The sequence below is a fragment of the Leifsonia sp. PARNA 1/14 genome (genome assembly GCF_055720965.1).
Genome location: NZ_JBVQSP010000002.1, coordinates 29496 through 44959, shown reverse-complemented (window position 1 = coordinate 44959; position 15464 = coordinate 29496). Strand labels below are relative to the sequence as shown.

The window sequence follows — 15464 nt, the reverse complement described above, 5'->3', positions numbered from 1 at the left end:
GATAAGGAACACGACACATGAAGCTCATCACTTTCGACGAGGGCCGGGTCGGCCGCATCGACGGCGACGACGTCGTCGAGCTCGACATCCCCTCCACCAAGGCGTTCTTCGAGGCGGAGGGACGGGTCGGCGAGACCGGGGAGGTCGTGCCGTTCGCCGACGTGCGGCTGCGCGCGCCGATCGTCCCGAAGAAGTTCTTCCACACCGCGGGCAACTTCGCCGCTCACCACGAGGAGCTGCAGAAGGTCAACTGGTCGCACCCGGTGCACAAGGGCATCGTCTTCTTCCAGAACGTCGACGCGATCATCGGCCCGGACGACCCGATCGTCTATCCGGAGCACCTCACCTCGGAGCTCGACTACGAGCTGGAGCTCGCGGTCATCCTCGGCAAGCCGGGCAAGTTCTTCAGCCCAGACGAGGCCTGGGACCACATCGCCGGGTTCACCGTGTTCAACGACATCACGGCGCGCGACATCCAGCGCCGTGAGATGAAGTCGGGCGTCTTCTCGTTCAGCAAGGGCATCGACACGTTCTGCCCGATCGGCCCCTGGATCGTCACCAAAGACGAGATCGACGACCCGCAGAAGCTCGCCATGGAGCTGCGCGTCAACGGAGAGGTCCGCCAGCGCGGCAACACCGACAACATGCTGGTCACGCTGCCTCACCTGGTCGCGTACCACTCGCCGCAGATCTACAGCGCGGGCGACATCATCACCACCGGCACCATCTCGGGTGTCGCGGCCATCCAGGAGAACCCGTTCGACTTCTACCTGCGGCCCGGCGATGTCGTGGAGGCCGAGATCGAGGGCGTCGGCACGCTGCGCAACCCGGTGGTCAGCTGGCAGGACGCCCACGGCGTCCCGGCGCCGGCCAAGGTCGACTGGTGAGGCTGGCCAACCTCGACGGACGGGCATCGGTCGTCCACCCCGACGGGAGGGCGACGGATGTCGCGACCGCGTCGCAGGGGCGGTTCGGGCCGGACCCGATGACGGCGTTCGCGGACTGGGAGGCCTTCCGGTCGTGGGCGTCGACGCTCGACGCCGCCGGCACCGCGGTCGTCGACAGGGCCCTGCTCGGGCCGCCCGTGCCGCGACCTCCCCAGGTCTTCGCGATCGGCGTCAACTACCGCGAGCATGCCGACGAGGCCGGCTACCCGCCGGACAGCCTCCCGGTGACGTTCACGAAGTTCCCGTCGAGCCTCACCGGCGCCGACGCGACCGTGGAGCTTCCGGACGGGAATGTGGACTGGGAGGTCGAGCTGGTCGTGGCGATCGGCGTCGGCGGCCACCGCATCGCCCGCGACGACGCGTGGTCGCACGTCGCCGGCCTGACCGTGGGCCAGGACCTCTCGGAGCGGGTGGCCCAGCTGGAGGGCGTGCGCCCCCAGTTCGGGCTCGCGAAGTCGCATCCGGGCTTCTCGCCGACGGGGCCGTGGCTGGTCACGCCCGATGAGCTCTCCGAGCCCGCCGACCTCGCGATCTCGTGCGAACTCGACGGCGAGCCGATGCAGCAGTCGCGCACCTCGCGCATGATCTACGACATCCCGGAGCTGATCGCCCGGCTGTCGGAGGTCGTGACACTGCTGCCGGGCGACCTGGTCTTCACGGGCACTCCGTCGGGAATCGGCAACGCCCGGACCCCGAAGCGCTTCCTGCAGCCGGGAGAGACCCTCATCAGCGCGATCGAGGGCATCGGCGCCATCACGACACGATTCACGAAACGGAGCGACGCATGACCGAGAGCGCATTCCCCGACGGCTTCCTGTGGGGAGTCGCCACCGCCGGCCACCAGGTGGAGGGGAACAACGTCAACAGCGACGTCTGGTTCCTCGAGCACCTGCCCGGCACGATCTTCGCCGAGCCGTCGGGCGACGCGATCGATCACTACCACCGCTACCGCGACGACATCCGGCTGATCGCGGAGCTCGGGTTCGGCAGCTACCGGTTCTCGCTGGAGTGGGCGCGTATCGAGCCGGAGGAGGGGGAGTTCTCCAACGCGGAGCTCGACCACTACCGCCGCATGCTGGAGGCCTGCCGCGACCACGGTCTCACCACGGTCGTGACGTTCCACCACTTCGTCAGCCCGCGCTGGCTGCTCGCCGCCGGCGGCTGGGAGGACGAGCGGACGGCCGCCCTCTTCGCCCGCTACTGCGAGCGCGTCATGGATCACCTCGGAGATCTCATCGACGTCGCGTGCACGCTCAACGAGCCGAACCTGGCCTGGCTGCTGCGGTCGTTCGGCATCGGAGGGGAGCCTCCTGAGCACCGCGCGGCCGTGCCGCTCTGGGCGGCGGCCGCCGAACGCCTCGGCATCGACGCGGCACGGGTGGCGCCCTTCCAGTTCACGGTCTCCGAGGCCGGGTTCGACGTGAAGCTCGCCGCCCACCGTGCCGCCCGCGACGTCATCCGGGCGGCCAAGCCCGGCATCCCGGTGGGCTGGACGCTCGCCAACTCCGACATCCAGGCTGCTCCCGGCGGAGAGGAGCGCGCGGACCGCGTGCGTCGGGAGGTCAACGAGCGGTTCCTGGAGGCCTCCCGGGACGACGACTTCGTCGGCATCCAGACCTACGGACGGACGGTCTACGACGCCGACGGCCTGGCCCCTGCGCCCGAGGGCGTCGCCACGAACCAGATGGGCGAGGAGATCTACCCGCAGGCGCTGGAGGCCACCATCCGGGAGGCGGCGGCGATCGCCGGCGTGCCCGTGATCGTCACCGAGAACGGTCTCGCCACGGAGGACGACACCCAGCGCGTCGAGTACTTCCGCGTGGCGCTCGCGGGCGTGCAGGCCTGTCTCGCCGACGGCATCGACGTGCGCGGCTTCATCGCGTGGACGGCCTTCGACAACTTCGAGTGGATCTTCGGCTACCGGCCGAAGTTCGGCCTGATCGCCGTCGACCGCACCACCCAGGAGCGCACCCCGAAGCAGAGTGCCCACTGGCTCGGGGAGGTGGCGCGCACGCAGGGGCGGCACTGAATCGTCTGGTTCCTCTGCAACACGCATCTCTGTGAACCGGTGAGAACGCATCAGTCGTGAAATATTTGTTATCGACATGCGTCGAACCACGGCGAACGAGAACGGGCCTGCGAACAAAAAGGAACCCCGACCGTCACACTCTCGTGCGCTGCGTCGGGGGCTATGGCCTCAAGCCTAGGGAAAGCGATTCCGCGACGCAAGAAGGGCGTCATGGACAGGCTTCGAGCGACGATTCCCTCGGCGCGGATCGAGCGATACGACATCGCATGCGCCGGCACGGATGTGGACGGAATCACCCTCTATCGCTGGGCCAGCGCGATCGCGTTGGCCGTCTTCGACGATCTCGCGGTCGTCGAAGTGGCAATGCGGTCCGCCATGGCGCGCGAGCTCTCGGCTGCGCACGGCCTGCAGTGGTTCCGCCGTACAGACCTTCTGGATGATGATGCGCTTCGGCTGATCGACGATGCGTGGCGGATCGGCCGACTTCGTGAACTCGCGGCGAAACCGGACGTCGTTCACGGCAAGCTCGTCGCCACGCTGATGTTCGGATTCTGGGTCAAGATCCTCGGGCGCGGAGGGTACCAAGGGCTCGAGCCGGCGCGGGAGCGGCGGATCTATGACACCGTGCTGTGGAAGCCGGCTCTTCGCGCGGCCTTTCCGAACGTGCAGGACCTCGAGCGTGCGCGCGTCGAGGCCGCGGCGCGACGCGTTCAAGCCCTTCGCAACCGGATCGCTCACCACGAGCACATCATCTGGGGAGTCCCGCTCGCGGGTGGACGCCGTCAGGACGGCGGTGTCCTTCGAATCTCGGTCACGGGCGCGCACGAGACTCTTCTCGAACTCGGCGGGTTCGTCGACACAGGTCTACGGGGATGGCTGACTGAGCACAGCCGGGTGGCGGCGTTGATCGCCCGTTGCCCGCTATCGGACACTTCTGCGCTTCTGCTCTAGTTCGGACTATTCGGCTGCCCGCGGGGTCGGCGGCGCCGACAGGGCGACGCGCTCGCCGGAGACCAGGATGGTCGGGGCGAGGCGTTCGAGGCTGCTCCGGGTGAGCGCGACCAGGTCGATGCCGCCGCGCGACAGCACCCACTGCAGCTGGAGTCCGTCGGCGAGGGCGATGCACTCGCGGGCGACCGCGCGGTAGTCCACGTCGGCTCGCAGGTGGCCCGCCTCCACCGACGCGTGGAAGAGCGTCTCGAGCTCGCCGATGACGCGTTCGTAGCGGGCTGCGTAGAGGTCGTGGGCCGGGCTCGTCGGATCGGCGGCCTCCGACGACACCAGCACGAACAGCTCCATCAGGCCCGGCTGGGAGGCGAACATCGCCGACATGCGCAGCATCAGCCGCAACGGGCCGAGGCCGTCGGTGTCGGCCGGTGCCGTCTCCGCGAGCTGGGCGGCCAGGTCGAACCGGCGCTCCGCGACCGCGAGCAGGAGGTGCTGCTTCGACGGGAAGTGGTGCATCAGGCCGGGCGTCGTGAGGCCGACGTCCTGGGCGATGACCGCCAGAGAGGTCGCCGAGTAGCCCGACTGCGCGAAGCGTTCGGTGGCGATGTCGAGGATCTGCTCGCGCCGGGCGCGGCCGACGGCGTAGCTGCCGCGTCGGGTCGCCTTCGACGGTGCCCCTTCGTCGTGGGTCGTGGGCGTCGCGGGTGCTTCGGTCGCCATGCGTTCACGGTAGCCGACGACGGTCGAATCTGAAAACCTTGTGAATAAGGTTTTCAGAACCTAGACTCGCAGAGCCCCGGCATCCGGCGGGGCGCAGATCTGCGAAGGAGCCGTTGTGGACGAGCGACGATGCCGAGACCTCCGGGTGGAGTACCTCCACGAACCCACCGGAGTCGCCACGCCGCGCCCCCGGTTCTCCTGGATCGCCGAGCACTCCCAGACCGGCTACCGACTCGAGGTCGCGACAAGCGACGGCCACGTCGTGTGGGACACCGGCCGCATCGACGACTCGCAGACGACTCTGGTCGAGTACGCCGGCGAGCCTCTCGCCTCCGATGCTGTCTACCGCTGGACGGTGCGGAGCTGGGGCGCCGACGAAGACCCGCTCACCGCCGGATCGCGCTTCGAGACCGCCCTGCTCGACGCCTCCACCTGGGAGGCCTCCTGGGTCACGCCGGAGCAGCAGCCGACCGCGATCGAGCGATGGACCCTCCTCGACTGGATCCGCGGCGCGCAGCCCGAGGGAGGGCCGGCCGAACGGCTGCGGCCCGTGCAGCTGCTGCGTCAGCGGTTCACCGCCCCGGATGGGGTCGTGCGGGCGCGCCTCCACGCCACCGCTCGCGGGATCTATCTGCCGCACCTCAACGGCTCGGTCGTCGGTGACGAGGTGCTCGCGCCCGGTTCCGACTCTTATCGGCACCGCATCTCGGTGCAGACCTACGCCGTGACCGACTTCGTGCGGGCCGGCGAGAACGTGCTCGCTGTCGCCCTCGCCGACGGCTGGTGGGCGGGCCGGATCGGGATCACCGGCTCGAGCGCCCAGTACGGCGACACGACCTCCGCACTCTGGCAGCTGCACCTCGACCACGCGGACGGCAGCCGCACGGTCGTCGCCTCCGACGCCGGCGTCGTGAGCGCGACCGGGCCGTGGGTGTACGCCGACCTGTTCGTCGGGGAGCGCTACGACCGTCGGCTGCTCAGGTACGGCTGGACGGGGATCGACTTCGAGGACGGCGACTGGCGGCCGGTCAAAGCCGCTCCCGCGGATCCGGCGTTGCTGGTGCCGTTCGCGGGCGAGCCCGTGCGTCGCGTCGCCGAGCTGGCGGCGACCTCCGTCGTGACGGATCGCGGCGGCGACGGCTGGATCGTCGACTTCGGCCAGGTGATCGCCGGCCGCGTGCGGCTCGCCATACGCGGGCTGGAGGCCGGTGACGAGGTCATGATCGAGCACACCGAGGCGCTCGCCGCCGACGGCTCCTGGTTCGTCAACATCCTCGGCATCAACACCGAGCAGACCGATGTCTACATCGCGGCCGGGCCGGAGGAAGACACCTGGGAGCCGTCATTCACGTTCCACGGCTTCCGGTACGCGCGCCTGCGCGGCCTCCGCGAAGCCCCGACCCTCGACGATCTGACCGCTGTCGTACTCGCCAGCGACCTCGAGCAGACCGGCTCGTTCACGACCTCCGACGCGCGCCTGAACCGGCTGCACCAGAACGTGGTGTGGAGCCAGCGCGGCAATTTCGTCTCCATTCCGACGGATTGTCCGCAGCGGGAGCGCGCCGGCTGGACGGGCGACATCCAGGTGTTCGCGCCGGCGGCGACGAACAACGCGATGGTCGCGCCATTCCTCAGCCGTTGGCTGCAGAACCTGCGCGCCGACCAGCTGCACGATGGCCGGGTACCGATCGTGTCGCCGCGCTCGCCGTTCGACGACGAGGCGGCGGCCGCAGCACAGGGCATCGACGCGATCGTGGCCGCGGCCGGCTGGGGCGACGCGATCGCCTTCGTGCCGTGGGCGCTCCATCAGCGCTACGGGGACGTGCGCGTTCTCGAGGAGGCCTACCCGGCGATCCTGCGCTGGATCGACTATCAGGAGACCTCCGCCTATGCCGAAGGCGACCACTTCGGCGACTGGCTCGCGCCGAGCACTCTGGAGGGCAAGCCGTTCCACGAGGCCATCGGGATCGCGCCCGCGCTCACCAGCGGCCTGATCGCGCCGATGTTCCAGGCGCAGACCCTGACCATCGCGGCCGGCATCGCCGAGGTGCTCGGACGGCTCCGGGAGGCCGCTGACCTCGCGTCGCGCGCCGCCTCCGTGCGGGCCGCATTCGCAACGGCGCATATCGCTGCGGACGGCAGCCTCCCCGTCGAGCTGCAGGGCGTGTACACGCTCGCACTCGCGTTCGGGATGGTGCCGCCGGACAGGAGGCCGGCTGCCGCGGCGCACCTCGCACGCCTGGTGGAGGACCGCGGCGACCGCCTCGACACGGGGTTCCTGTCGGTGCCGTACCTGCTCGACGTGCTGTGGGACCACGGCTACCCCGAGCTCGCCCGCCGCGTGCTGTGGCAGCGTGAGCAGCCCTCCTGGCTGTACGAGGTCGACCACGGCGCGACCACGATCTGGGAGAACTGGGACGCGGTCGCGCCGGACGGCACGACGCGCCCGACCTCCCTCAACCACTACGCGTTCGGCTGCGTCGACGACTGGCTGTACCGGTGCGTCGCCGGCCTGTGCGCCACCGCGCCGGGCTATCGCAGCGCGCTGATCGAGCCGGACATCGAGGCCGGCGTCGTCGAGGTGTCAGCGCATGTCACCACGCCGTACGGTCGCCTCGGCGTGCACTGGACGCGCACCGACGACGCCGTGGAGGTCGACGTCGAGGTGCCGCACGGCATCACCGCCGAGCTCGCCGTCGCGGGCCGGCGCGTCCCGCTCGCGCCCGGCGCCTCCACCCACGCGTTCCTCCTGGGCGCCGAAGGGCACGCAAACGCCCTTTCCCGGCCCGTTTAGGGGCGCTTACGTGCCCCTCGATCGCTGACCCCGCCCGTCCCGTTCTGCGAGTTGCTGCGCGCGGCGGTCGCGCGCAGCATGATGAGCGCATGACTGTTCGCCCTCCCGCCGTGGTCGTCCGCGGGCTCCGCAAGTCGTACGGCTCGTTCGAGGCCGTGCGCGGTGTCGACTTCGAGATCGCCGATGGTGAGACGTTCGCACTGCTCGGGCCGAACGGCGCCGGGAAGAGCACGACCATCGAGATCCTCGAGGGGTACCGCGATCGCGACGGCGGCCACGTGACCGTGCTCGGCGAGGATCCCGGCAAGGCGGGCACCGCGTGGAAGGCCCGGCTCGGGATCGTGCTGCAGTCCGGCTCGGAGGCCGCGAACGTGACGGTACGCGAACAGCTCACCCAATTCGCCCGCTACTACCCGAAGAGCCGCGACGTCGAGGAGGTCATCCACTCGGTCGGGCTGGAGGAGAAGGCGAAGACGCGCATCCGCAACCTGTCCGGCGGCCAGCGCCGCCGGCTGGATGTCGCGCTCGGCGTGATCGGGCATCCCGAGCTGCTGTTCCTCGACGAACCGACCACGGGCTTCGACCCCGAGGCGCGCCGCCAGTTCTGGGAGCTGGTGCGCTCGCTCAAGCGGGAGGGGACGACCATCCTGCTCACCACGCACTACCTCGACGAGGCGGCGCAGCTGAGCGACCGCGCCGCCGTCATCGCCCATGGCGCGCTGCTCGACATCGGCGCCGTCGACGAGATCGGTGGATCGGCGGCCCGCGTCCCGATCGTCCGCTGGCGCGACGCGACGGGCGCACCGCACGAGGAGCGCACCGAAGCGCCGGGCGCGCTGGTCGCCCGGCTGACGACCGAGTTCGGCGGAGAGCCGCGCGACCTGGAAGTGATCCGGCCGAGTCTGGAGGACATCTACCTCGGGCTGGTGCGGGAGGCTGACGAGCGCGCGCAGTCCGCCGCCGCAGCAGGTGCGGGCACCGGCGCCGAGGAGGTCGCGGCATGACCGTCGTGGCGCTGGGCTGGTCCCGCATCCGCTACGAAGTGCTCGTCTACTTCCGGCAGTCGGACACGATCTTCTTCACTTTCCTCTTCCCGGTCGTCATGCTCGGCATCTTCTCCGTCGCTTTCCAGGGGCTCGGCAAGGTGGGCGCTGCGCCCGACGGCAGCGGCGGGATCACCCAGGCCGCGTACTACCTCCCGGGCATGATCGCCGCCGGCATCCTCCTCAGCGGTGTGCAGAACCTCGCCGTCGACATCGCTGTGGAGAAGAGCGACGGGACGCTCAAGCGGCTCGGCGGGACGCCGCTGCCGGTCGTGTCGTACTTCTTCGGCAAGATGGGCCAGGTCATCGCGACGAGCATCCTCCAGATCGGGCTGCTGCTGCTCGTGGCCCGCGTCGCATTCGGGGTCGCGCTGCCGACCGACCCCTCACTGTGGATGCGGTTCGCCTGGATCTACGCGCTCGGGATCGTCACCTCGGCCGTGCTCGGCATCGCGCTCTCGGCGGTTCCACGCACGGGCAAGAGCGCCACGGCGGTCATCATCCCGATCGTGCTCGTGCTGCAGTTCATCTCGGGCGTCTACCTGGCGTTCAATCTGCTGCCAACCTGGCTGCAGAACATCGCGAGCCTGTTCCCGCTCAAGTGGATCGCGCAGGGCATGCGCAGCGTGTTCCTTCCGGCGAGCTTCGAATCGGCCGAGCCGAGCGGCAGCTGGCAGCTCGGCTGGATCGCCGTCGTGCTGCTGATCTGGCTCGTCGTGGGCCTTGTCGCGTGTCGCCTCACCTTCCGCTGGATCCGCAGAGACGGCCGCTGACGCCGCCGAAGGCGGAGGGCGTCCACATGCACCCCCGGCCCCGAAGTCAATGGGGTGCGCAATACCGGGGGAGGCCTATCTTCCGCGATATGAGACACGTGACGTACTCGGAGAAGTCGCTCCTCGTGGGCGACCTCGCCGCCGACCTCCTGATCCAGTACGCCGCCCTGCTCTGCCGTCGCGCCGGCGCCGATGTCGTGACGCTCCGCGCCATCGGCTCTGACGGCAACGAGGTGGACGCGAGCTTCCTGCTCAACGCCTCGACCCTCCTGATGGTGGAGACGGCCTCCACACGTGCGACGGAACCCGACAACGCCCTCGCCCTCGAATATCTGCACGGACGGATCGACGAGCTCAACCGTTCGTTCGATCTCCCGGACGGGATGTGGAGCTGACGCGCCCGGCGAAGAACGCGTCCAGCGCGGCGGCCAATTCGGCCGGACGCTCCTCCGCGACGTGATGCCCCGAATCGATCGGCCCGCCGCGGACGTCGTCCGCCCAGCCCCTCCAGATGGTCAGCGGGTCGCCGAACAGACTCTCGAGGTCGTCGCGGGCCGACCAGAGCGCGAGCAGCGGCGCGCGCAGCCGTCGACCCTGCGCACGGTCGCGCTCTTCGTCGGCCCGGTCCACACTGAGTCCCGCACGGTAGTCCTCCAGCATCGCCCGCACCACGTCCGCATCGTGGATCGCGGTCTGCCGCTCTGCGAAGTTCTCGGCGCCCATCGCCTCCGGGTCGCCGCCGTACCAGGCCTCCGGGTCGGCGCCGATGACACGCTCCGGGACGTCCGGCTGCGCGAAGAAGAACCAGTGGTACCACGCCGTCGCGAACTCGGGTGTGATCCGGTCGAGGTGCTCGACGATCGGGATGCTGTCGATCAGCGCGACCGCCGCCACCGCCTCGGGGTGGTCCATCGCGAGCCGGAACGCGACATAGCTGCCGCGGTCGTGACCGACCAGGAGGAACCGGTCGTGGCCCAGCCGCCGGGCGAGCTCACGGATGTCGGCGGCCATCGCCCGCTTCGACGCCTGGGTATGGTCGGCCCGGGGCGCGGGAGCCGTCGACCTGCCGTATCCCCGCAGATCGGGCACGATCACGCGATAGCCGCGCTCGACCAGCAGCGGCGCGACGCGGTGCCACGTCGACCCGGTGCGCGGGTGGCCGTGCAGCAGCACGACCGCTGGGCCGCTGCCTCCGTGGCGCACGCGGAGGCGCACCTCCCCGACGCCGACCTCCTCGTCGATGAACCCCTCGAACACGCTCGGAGGCTACGCGACCGCGGGCAGCTCGGCAGGAACGGCGGTTCGGGATGCCTCGACGAGCGCGACCGCGGCCTCCAGGCTCTCGACGGCGATCGTCCGCGGCCGGCCCGGTCGCAACAACATCACCGTGTACCCGGAGCCCTCCTGTTCGACGTACGCGAGCAGGCACTCCGCTGAGCTGAGCGGGACGCGCGTGTCGGTGATGCGCCACGACCCGGCGCAGAGTGGAACGACTTCCAGCGCGAGGTCCGTGTCGAACGGTCCCGCCTCGTCGACTCTGAGCATGGTGCCTCCTCGTACTCGTCGTGCCTCTTCGCACGCATCCACCAACGATCGAACCACCCGGCACGCGGCCGCGGGAGGGCTTGACAGGAGGGCCGTGGCCGCCGCCTCGCGACGAAGGCCGGCGTATGCTGAGGGCGTCCGAGGGGGACTCGCCTATCGGGGCGACCTGTCTGGTTCGATTTCCAGAGTCCTCCACGATGTCAGACCTGATCGCCGTGGTGGGCGCGACCGGCAAACAGGGCGGCGCGGTCGTCGACGCGCTGCTCGAGCGAGGTGCGTCCGTGCGCGCGCTCACACGGGACGCGGGCTCGGACCGGGCTCGCGCGCTCGCCGCTCGCGGGGTGGAGGTCGTGGTCGCCGACGCCGAGGATCCCGCCGCCGTCCGCGCGGTTCTCGACGGCGTCTCGGCGCTGTCGCTCATGACCACCTTCTCGGGTGAGGACGGCCCGCGCGGCGAGACCCGCCGCGGTGTCACCCTCGTGGAGGCTGCCCGCGACGCCGGTGTCCCGTTCGTCGTGCAGTCGTCGGTGGGAGGAGCGGAGCGCGAGACCGGCATCCCGCACTTCGAGAGCAAGCGCCGGGTCGAGGAGGCTCTGGAGGCGAGCGGCGTGTCGCACGCGTTCGTGCGGCCGGTCTTCTTCATGGAGAACCTCGCGTACCAGCTTCCCGTGGCCGAAGCCGACCTGGCGGACGCGGTCGTGCGCATGCCGATGCCGGGTGACGTGCCCCTGCAGATGATCGCCGTCACCGACGTCGGCCGCGTCGTCGCCGCGCTCGCAACCGACCCGCACGGCTCGGCCGGCACCTCCGTCGAGATCGCGGGCGACGAGCTGACACTGGAGCAGATCGCGGCCCAGATCAGTGCCGCGACCGGCGTGCCCACCCGATTCGAGCAGCTGCCGCTCGACGGGATGGACGACGACCGCGGGTCGATGTTCCGCTGGTTCTCCACCCTGCCCGCCTATCAGGCCGACTTCGCGGCGACCCGGGCGCTCGATCCGCGGGTGCTCAGCTTCGCCGAGTGGCTGGTCGCCCGACGCTGACCCCGAGACTCCGAATCGGGCGTGATCGCCGCGGTCGCGTGAATCAAGTTGTCAGTTTGATAGAACATACGGTGTAGGCTTGACCAGCACGACGACGACCGCGACGAAGGAGCTCGACGCCATGACCAGCGAGACCGCGGCTCCGGCATCCGAGCACGGGTCGCCGTTCGACCTGATCACCATCGGGCGCATCGGGGTCGACCTCTATCCGTTGCAAGACGGTGTGGGCCTGGAGGACGTCGAGACGTTCGGCAAGTTCCTCGGCGGCAGCGCGACGAACGTGTCGATCGCTGCCGCCCGGCACGGCCTCCGTTCGGCGGTGGTCACGGCGACCGGAGACGACCCCTTCGGCCGCTACGCGCGGCGCGAGCTGCGCCGGCTCGGCGTCGACGACCGTTTCGTCGGCACCGTCGGCACGCTCAAGACGCCGGTGACGTTCTGCGAGATCTTCCCGCCGGACGACTTCCCGCTGTACTTCTACCGCGACCCGCTCGCGCCCGATCTCGCGATCACGTCCGATGACCTCGACCTCGACGCGATCAGCCGCGCACGCATCTACTGGTCGACGGTCACGGGGCTCTCCCGCGACCCGAGTAGAACGGCTCACCACGTGGCGTGGGAGGCCAGGGGCCGTCAGCCTCTGACCGTTCTCGACCTCGACTACCGGGCGATGTTCTGGTCGAGCGGCGCCGCCGCCGCCGCCGAGGTCGAGAAGGCGCTCGGTCGGGTCAGCGTGGCGGTCGGCAACCGCGAGGAGTGCGAGATCGCAGTCGGCGAGACCGAGCCGCTGCGCGCGGCCGACGCCCTGCTCGAGCGCGGGGTCGAGCTCGCGATCGTCAAACAGGGGCCGCGCGGCGTGCTCGCGAAGACCCGCGACGAGACCGTGGAGGTGCCGCCGTACTTCGTGGAGGTCGTCAACGGCCTCGGCGCCGGCGACGGTTTCGGCGGCGCGCTCTGCTACGGCCTGCTGCAGGGCTGGTCGCTGGAGCGGGTCATCCGCTTCGCCAACATCGCTGGGGCGATCGTGGCCACGCGCCGCGAATGCTCCACCGCCATGCCGACCACCGACGAGGTCGAATCCGTGCTGAAGGAGCTCCAGAATGTCCGCAGCTGACCTCATCGCGGGCTCGGCACCGCTCATCGACGCGGACGCCTTCGCGCGCCTCCGCGCCCGTCGGCATTCGAGCCCGGGCGACGTCGAGACGGCGCTGGCCTCGCGCGTCCGCCGTCCGCTCGTGCGCGACGACGGCCGGCTGTTCATCGTGGCCGCCGATCATCCGGCTCGCGGCGCGCTCGGTGTCGGCGGCGACCCGATCGCCATGGCCGACCGCTACGAGCTGCTGCGGCGCCTCGCGCTCGCACTCTCGCGACCCGGCGTGGACGGCGTGCTGGGCACGCCCGACATCATCGACGATCTGGCCCTGCTAGGCGTGCTCGACGACAAGATCGCCGTCGGCTCGATGAACCGCGGAGGCCTCCGCGGCGCCGTCTTCGAGATGGACGACCGCTACACCGGCTACGACGTCGACGCCATGGTGCGCGGCAGCCTCGACGCCGCCAAACTCCTGGTGCGGATCAACTATGAAGACGCCGGAACCGCCCGCACGCTGGAGGCGACGGCCAACGCCGTCACGGCCGCCGCGCAGGCGCGCCTCCCGATCCTGCTGGAGCCCTTCCTCAGCCGGTGGAAGGACGAACGGATCGTCAACGATCTGACGCCCGACGCCGTCATCCGGTCGGTCGCGATCGCTTCCGGGCTGGGAGCGTCGTCGGCCTACACCTGGCTCAAGCTGCCGGTCGTCCCCGAGATGGAGCGCGTGATGGCGGCGACCACCCTGCCCACGCTGCTGCTCGGGGGCGACTCGGAGGCCGCGCCCGAGGAGACGTTCGCATCGTGGGAGTCCGCCCTCGCGCTGCCCGGTGTCCACGGTCTCGTCGTCGGCCGCACCCTCCTCTATCCGCAGGACGGCGATGTCGGCCGGGCCGTCGACATCGCCGCCGCTCTCGTCCACGGCCGCTGATCCGGCCCCGCATCGCGAAGGAACATCATGACCAGCACCGAGACCACCACCGCCTCCGCCGGGGCCGAAGCGCGTGACCTCCCCACCATCCCGCACTGGATCGACGGCGCCGAGCGTCCATCGACCAGTGGTCGCACCGCACCGGTCTACAACCCGGCACTCGGCGTCGCGACATCGAACGTCGCACTGGCCGACCAGGCCGAGGTCGACGAGGCGATCGCGTCGGCGCAGCGCGGCTACGACGTGTGGAGCCAGTACTCGATCGCGAAGCGGCAGTCGGTGTTGTTCGCCTTCCGCGAGCTGCTGAACGCCCGCAAAGGCGAGCTCGCCGCGATCATCACGGCCGAGCACGGAAAGGTGCTCTCCGATGCGATGGGCGAGATCCTGCGCGGCCAGGAGGTCGTGGAGCTGGCGACCGGGTTCCCGCACCTCATCACGGGCGCGTATTCGGAGAACGCGTCGACCGGTGTCGACGTCTACTCGCTCAAGCAGCCGCTCGGCGTGGTGGGCATCATCTCGCCGTTCAACTTCCCGGCGATGGTGCCGATGTGGTTCTTCCCTGTCGCGATCGCCGCGGGCAACGCCGTGGTGCTCAAGCCCAGCGAGAAGGACCCGTCGGCGTCGCTGTGGTTGGCGCGGCTGTGGAAGGAGGCCGGCCTCCCGGACGGTGTCTTCACCGTGCTGCAGGGTGACAAGCTCGCCGTGGACGGGCTGCTGCACAGCCCCGTCGTGCAGTCGATCTCGTTCGTGGGCTCGACCCCGATCGCGCAATACATCTACGAGACGGCGTCGAAGACCGGCAAGCGCGTGCAGGCGCTCGGCGGCGCGAAGAACCACATGCTGGTGCTGCCCGACGCCGACCTCGACCTGGTCGCCGACCAGGCGGTCAACGCCGGGTACGGCGCCGCGGGCGAGCGGTGCATGGCCGTCTCGGTCGTGCTCGCCGTCGAGCCCGTCGCCGATGAGCTGATCGCCAAGGTGAAGGAACGCATCGGCACGCTCCGGATCGGCAACGGCGCCGGCGACGGTCAGGGCGAGCCCGACATGGGTCCGCTGATCACGGGCGCGCACCGCGACAAGGTCTCCGGCTACGTCGACATCGCGGAGGCCGACGGCGCCGACATCGTCGTCGACGGTCGCGGCTTCACAGTCGAGGGCCATGAAGACGGGTTCTTCTTCGGCCCGACGCTGATCGACAAGGTCCCCACGACCTCCCGCGCCTATACCGAGGAGATCTTCGGCCCGGTTCTGGAGGTCGTCCGCGTGGACACCTTCCAGGAGGGGCTCGACCTGATCAATTCCGGTCGGTTCGGCAACGGCACGGCGATCTTCACCAACGACGGCGGGGCGGCGCGACGGTTCCAGAGCGAGGTGCAGGTCGGGATGATCGGTATCAACGTCCCCATCCCGGTGCCGGTGGCTTATCACTCCTTCGGCGGCTGGAAGGCCTCCCTGTTCGGCGACGCCAAGGCCTACGGTGTGCACGGCTTCGACTTCTTCACGCGCGAGAAGGCGATCACCAGCCGCTGGCTCGACCCGGCGACACGGCATCATTCCGACAACAGCGGCATCAACCTCGGCTTCCCCCAGAACACCTGAGG

The 15464-nt window shown here is 70.0% G+C and carries 15 protein-coding genes; 12 read left to right on the top strand and 3 right to left on the bottom strand.

Features of this window, described 5'->3' with window-relative positions; translation table 11 throughout:
- Positions 1-17 precede the first annotated feature (17 nt).
- From AC0HS0_RS05220 to AC0HS0_RS05205, 4 genes are all read left to right on the top strand, one after another.
- Positions 18-887, top strand: a complete 870-nt coding sequence (locus AC0HS0_RS05220) for a fumarylacetoacetate hydrolase family protein (protein ID WP_472962212.1) — start codon at positions 18-20, stop codon at positions 885-887.
- Positions 884-1735 carry a fumarylacetoacetate hydrolase family protein gene (locus AC0HS0_RS05215; protein WP_472962209.1) on the top strand — a complete coding sequence of 284 codons (852 nt, stop codon included), beginning with the start codon at positions 884-886 and terminating at the stop codon, positions 1733-1735. Before AC0HS0_RS05220 ends, AC0HS0_RS05215 begins: the two co-directional genes overlap by 4 nt.
- Complete coding sequence (locus tag AC0HS0_RS05210; protein WP_472962206.1) at positions 1732-2976, top strand: glycoside hydrolase family 1 protein; 1245 nt, start codon at positions 1732-1734, stop codon at positions 2974-2976. Before AC0HS0_RS05215 ends, AC0HS0_RS05210 begins: the two co-directional genes overlap by 4 nt.
- A 210-nt stretch (positions 2977-3186) precedes the next feature.
- On the top strand, positions 3187-3927 hold the full coding sequence (locus tag AC0HS0_RS05205; protein WP_472962204.1) for a hypothetical protein: 741 nt from the start codon (positions 3187-3189) through the stop codon (positions 3925-3927).
- Between the two features lie 6 nt (positions 3928-3933).
- Here the strand turns inward: AC0HS0_RS05205 and AC0HS0_RS05200 are convergent, their stop codons facing one another.
- Entirely contained in the window at positions 3934-4644 is a 711-nt protein-coding gene (locus AC0HS0_RS05200) for a TetR/AcrR family transcriptional regulator (protein ID WP_472962203.1), read from the bottom strand.
- Positions 4645-4759: 115 nt separating this feature from the next.
- On the opposite strand from AC0HS0_RS05200, the gene AC0HS0_RS05195 reads away from it, so the two are divergent.
- The 4 genes from AC0HS0_RS05195 to AC0HS0_RS05180 all read left to right on the top strand — a co-directional run bounded on the left by AC0HS0_RS05195 (position 4760) and on the right by AC0HS0_RS05180 (position 9649).
- Positions 4760-7438, top strand: a complete 2679-nt coding sequence (locus AC0HS0_RS05195; protein WP_472962201.1) for a family 78 glycoside hydrolase catalytic domain — start codon at positions 4760-4762, stop codon at positions 7436-7438.
- Between the two features lie 89 nt (positions 7439-7527).
- Positions 7528-8442, top strand: coding sequence for an ABC transporter ATP-binding protein (locus AC0HS0_RS05190; protein WP_472962199.1), 915 nt, complete (start codon positions 7528-7530; stop codon positions 8440-8442).
- Positions 8439-9254: an ABC transporter permease gene (locus AC0HS0_RS05185; RefSeq protein WP_472962198.1), complete on the top strand. Its 816-nt coding sequence runs from the start codon at positions 8439-8441 to the stop codon at positions 9252-9254. The genes AC0HS0_RS05190 and AC0HS0_RS05185 overlap by 4 nt, the downstream gene beginning before the upstream one ends.
- Before the next feature lie 89 nt (positions 9255-9343).
- Positions 9344-9649 (top strand): hypothetical protein, encoded by a 306-nt coding sequence (locus tag AC0HS0_RS05180; protein WP_472962197.1) that lies wholly within the window; start codon positions 9344-9346, stop codon positions 9647-9649.
- Here AC0HS0_RS05180 and AC0HS0_RS05175 read toward each other — a convergent pair.
- Entirely contained in the window at positions 9609-10511 is a 903-nt protein-coding gene (locus AC0HS0_RS05175) for an alpha/beta fold hydrolase (protein WP_472962196.1), read from the bottom strand. The genes AC0HS0_RS05180 and AC0HS0_RS05175 overlap by 41 nt on opposite strands.
- Before the next feature lie 9 nt (positions 10512-10520).
- Positions 10521-10799: a hypothetical protein gene (locus AC0HS0_RS05170; protein ID WP_472962195.1), complete on the bottom strand. Its 279-nt coding sequence runs from the start codon at positions 10797-10799 to the stop codon at positions 10521-10523.
- 197 nt (positions 10800-10996) lie between these two features.
- Between AC0HS0_RS05170 and AC0HS0_RS05165 the strand changes: the two genes are divergently transcribed.
- The 4 genes from AC0HS0_RS05165 (at position 10997) to AC0HS0_RS05150 (ending at position 15462) form a co-directional block, all read left to right on the top strand.
- A complete protein-coding gene (locus tag AC0HS0_RS05165; protein ID WP_472962194.1) occupies positions 10997-11842 on the top strand; it encodes an NmrA/HSCARG family protein in 846 nt (281 codons plus the stop codon).
- Positions 11843-11963: 121 nt separating this feature from the next.
- The gene (gene iolC / locus AC0HS0_RS05160) at positions 11964-12956 is read left to right on the top strand and encodes a 5-dehydro-2-deoxygluconokinase (RefSeq protein ID WP_472963519.1); all 993 of its coding nucleotides are present in this window, start codon (positions 11964-11966) and stop codon (positions 12954-12956) included.
- Positions 12943-13863 (top strand): Cgl0159 family (beta/alpha)8-fold protein, encoded by a 921-nt coding sequence (locus AC0HS0_RS05155; RefSeq protein WP_472962192.1) that lies wholly within the window; start codon positions 12943-12945, stop codon positions 13861-13863. Before iolC ends, AC0HS0_RS05155 begins: the two co-directional genes overlap by 14 nt.
- Positions 13864-13890: 27 nt before the next feature.
- Positions 13891-15462 carry a CoA-acylating methylmalonate-semialdehyde dehydrogenase gene (locus AC0HS0_RS05150; RefSeq protein ID WP_472962189.1) on the top strand — a complete coding sequence of 524 codons (1572 nt, stop codon included), beginning with the start codon at positions 13891-13893 and terminating at the stop codon, positions 15460-15462.
- The last annotated feature ends 2 nt before the right edge of the window (positions 15463-15464 follow it).

Excerpts from the sequence above, each read along its gene's own strand:
- iolC (WP_472963519.1), top strand. The coding sequence starts at position 11,964 with ATGACCAGCGAGACCGCGGCTCCGGCATCCGAGCACGGGTCGCCGTTC.
- AC0HS0_RS05190 (WP_472962199.1), top strand. The coding sequence starts at position 7,528 with ATGACTGTTCGCCCTCCCGCCGTGGTCGTCCGCGGGCTCCGCAAGTCG.
- AC0HS0_RS05205 (WP_472962204.1), top strand. The coding sequence starts at position 3,187 with ATGGACAGGCTTCGAGCGACGATTCCCTCGGCGCGGATCGAGCGATAC.
- AC0HS0_RS05220 (WP_472962212.1), top strand. The coding sequence starts at position 18 with ATGAAGCTCATCACTTTCGACGAGGGCCGGGTCGGCCGCATCGACGGC.
- AC0HS0_RS05165 (WP_472962194.1), top strand. The coding sequence starts at position 10,997 with ATGTCAGACCTGATCGCCGTGGTGGGCGCGACCGGCAAACAGGGCGGC.
- AC0HS0_RS05200 (WP_472962203.1), bottom strand. The coding sequence starts at position 4,644 with ATGGCGACCGAAGCACCCGCGACGCCCACGACCCACGACGAAGGGGCA.
- AC0HS0_RS05185 (WP_472962198.1), top strand. The coding sequence starts at position 8,439 with ATGACCGTCGTGGCGCTGGGCTGGTCCCGCATCCGCTACGAAGTGCTC.
- AC0HS0_RS05180 (WP_472962197.1), top strand. The coding sequence starts at position 9,344 with ATGAGACACGTGACGTACTCGGAGAAGTCGCTCCTCGTGGGCGACCTC.
- AC0HS0_RS05210 (WP_472962206.1), top strand. The coding sequence starts at position 1,732 with ATGACCGAGAGCGCATTCCCCGACGGCTTCCTGTGGGGAGTCGCCACC.
- AC0HS0_RS05170 (WP_472962195.1), bottom strand. The coding sequence starts at position 10,799 with ATGCTCAGAGTCGACGAGGCGGGACCGTTCGACACGGACCTCGCGCTG.
- AC0HS0_RS05155 (WP_472962192.1), top strand. The coding sequence starts at position 12,943 with ATGTCCGCAGCTGACCTCATCGCGGGCTCGGCACCGCTCATCGACGCG.
- AC0HS0_RS05150 (WP_472962189.1), top strand. The coding sequence starts at position 13,891 with ATGACCAGCACCGAGACCACCACCGCCTCCGCCGGGGCCGAAGCGCGT.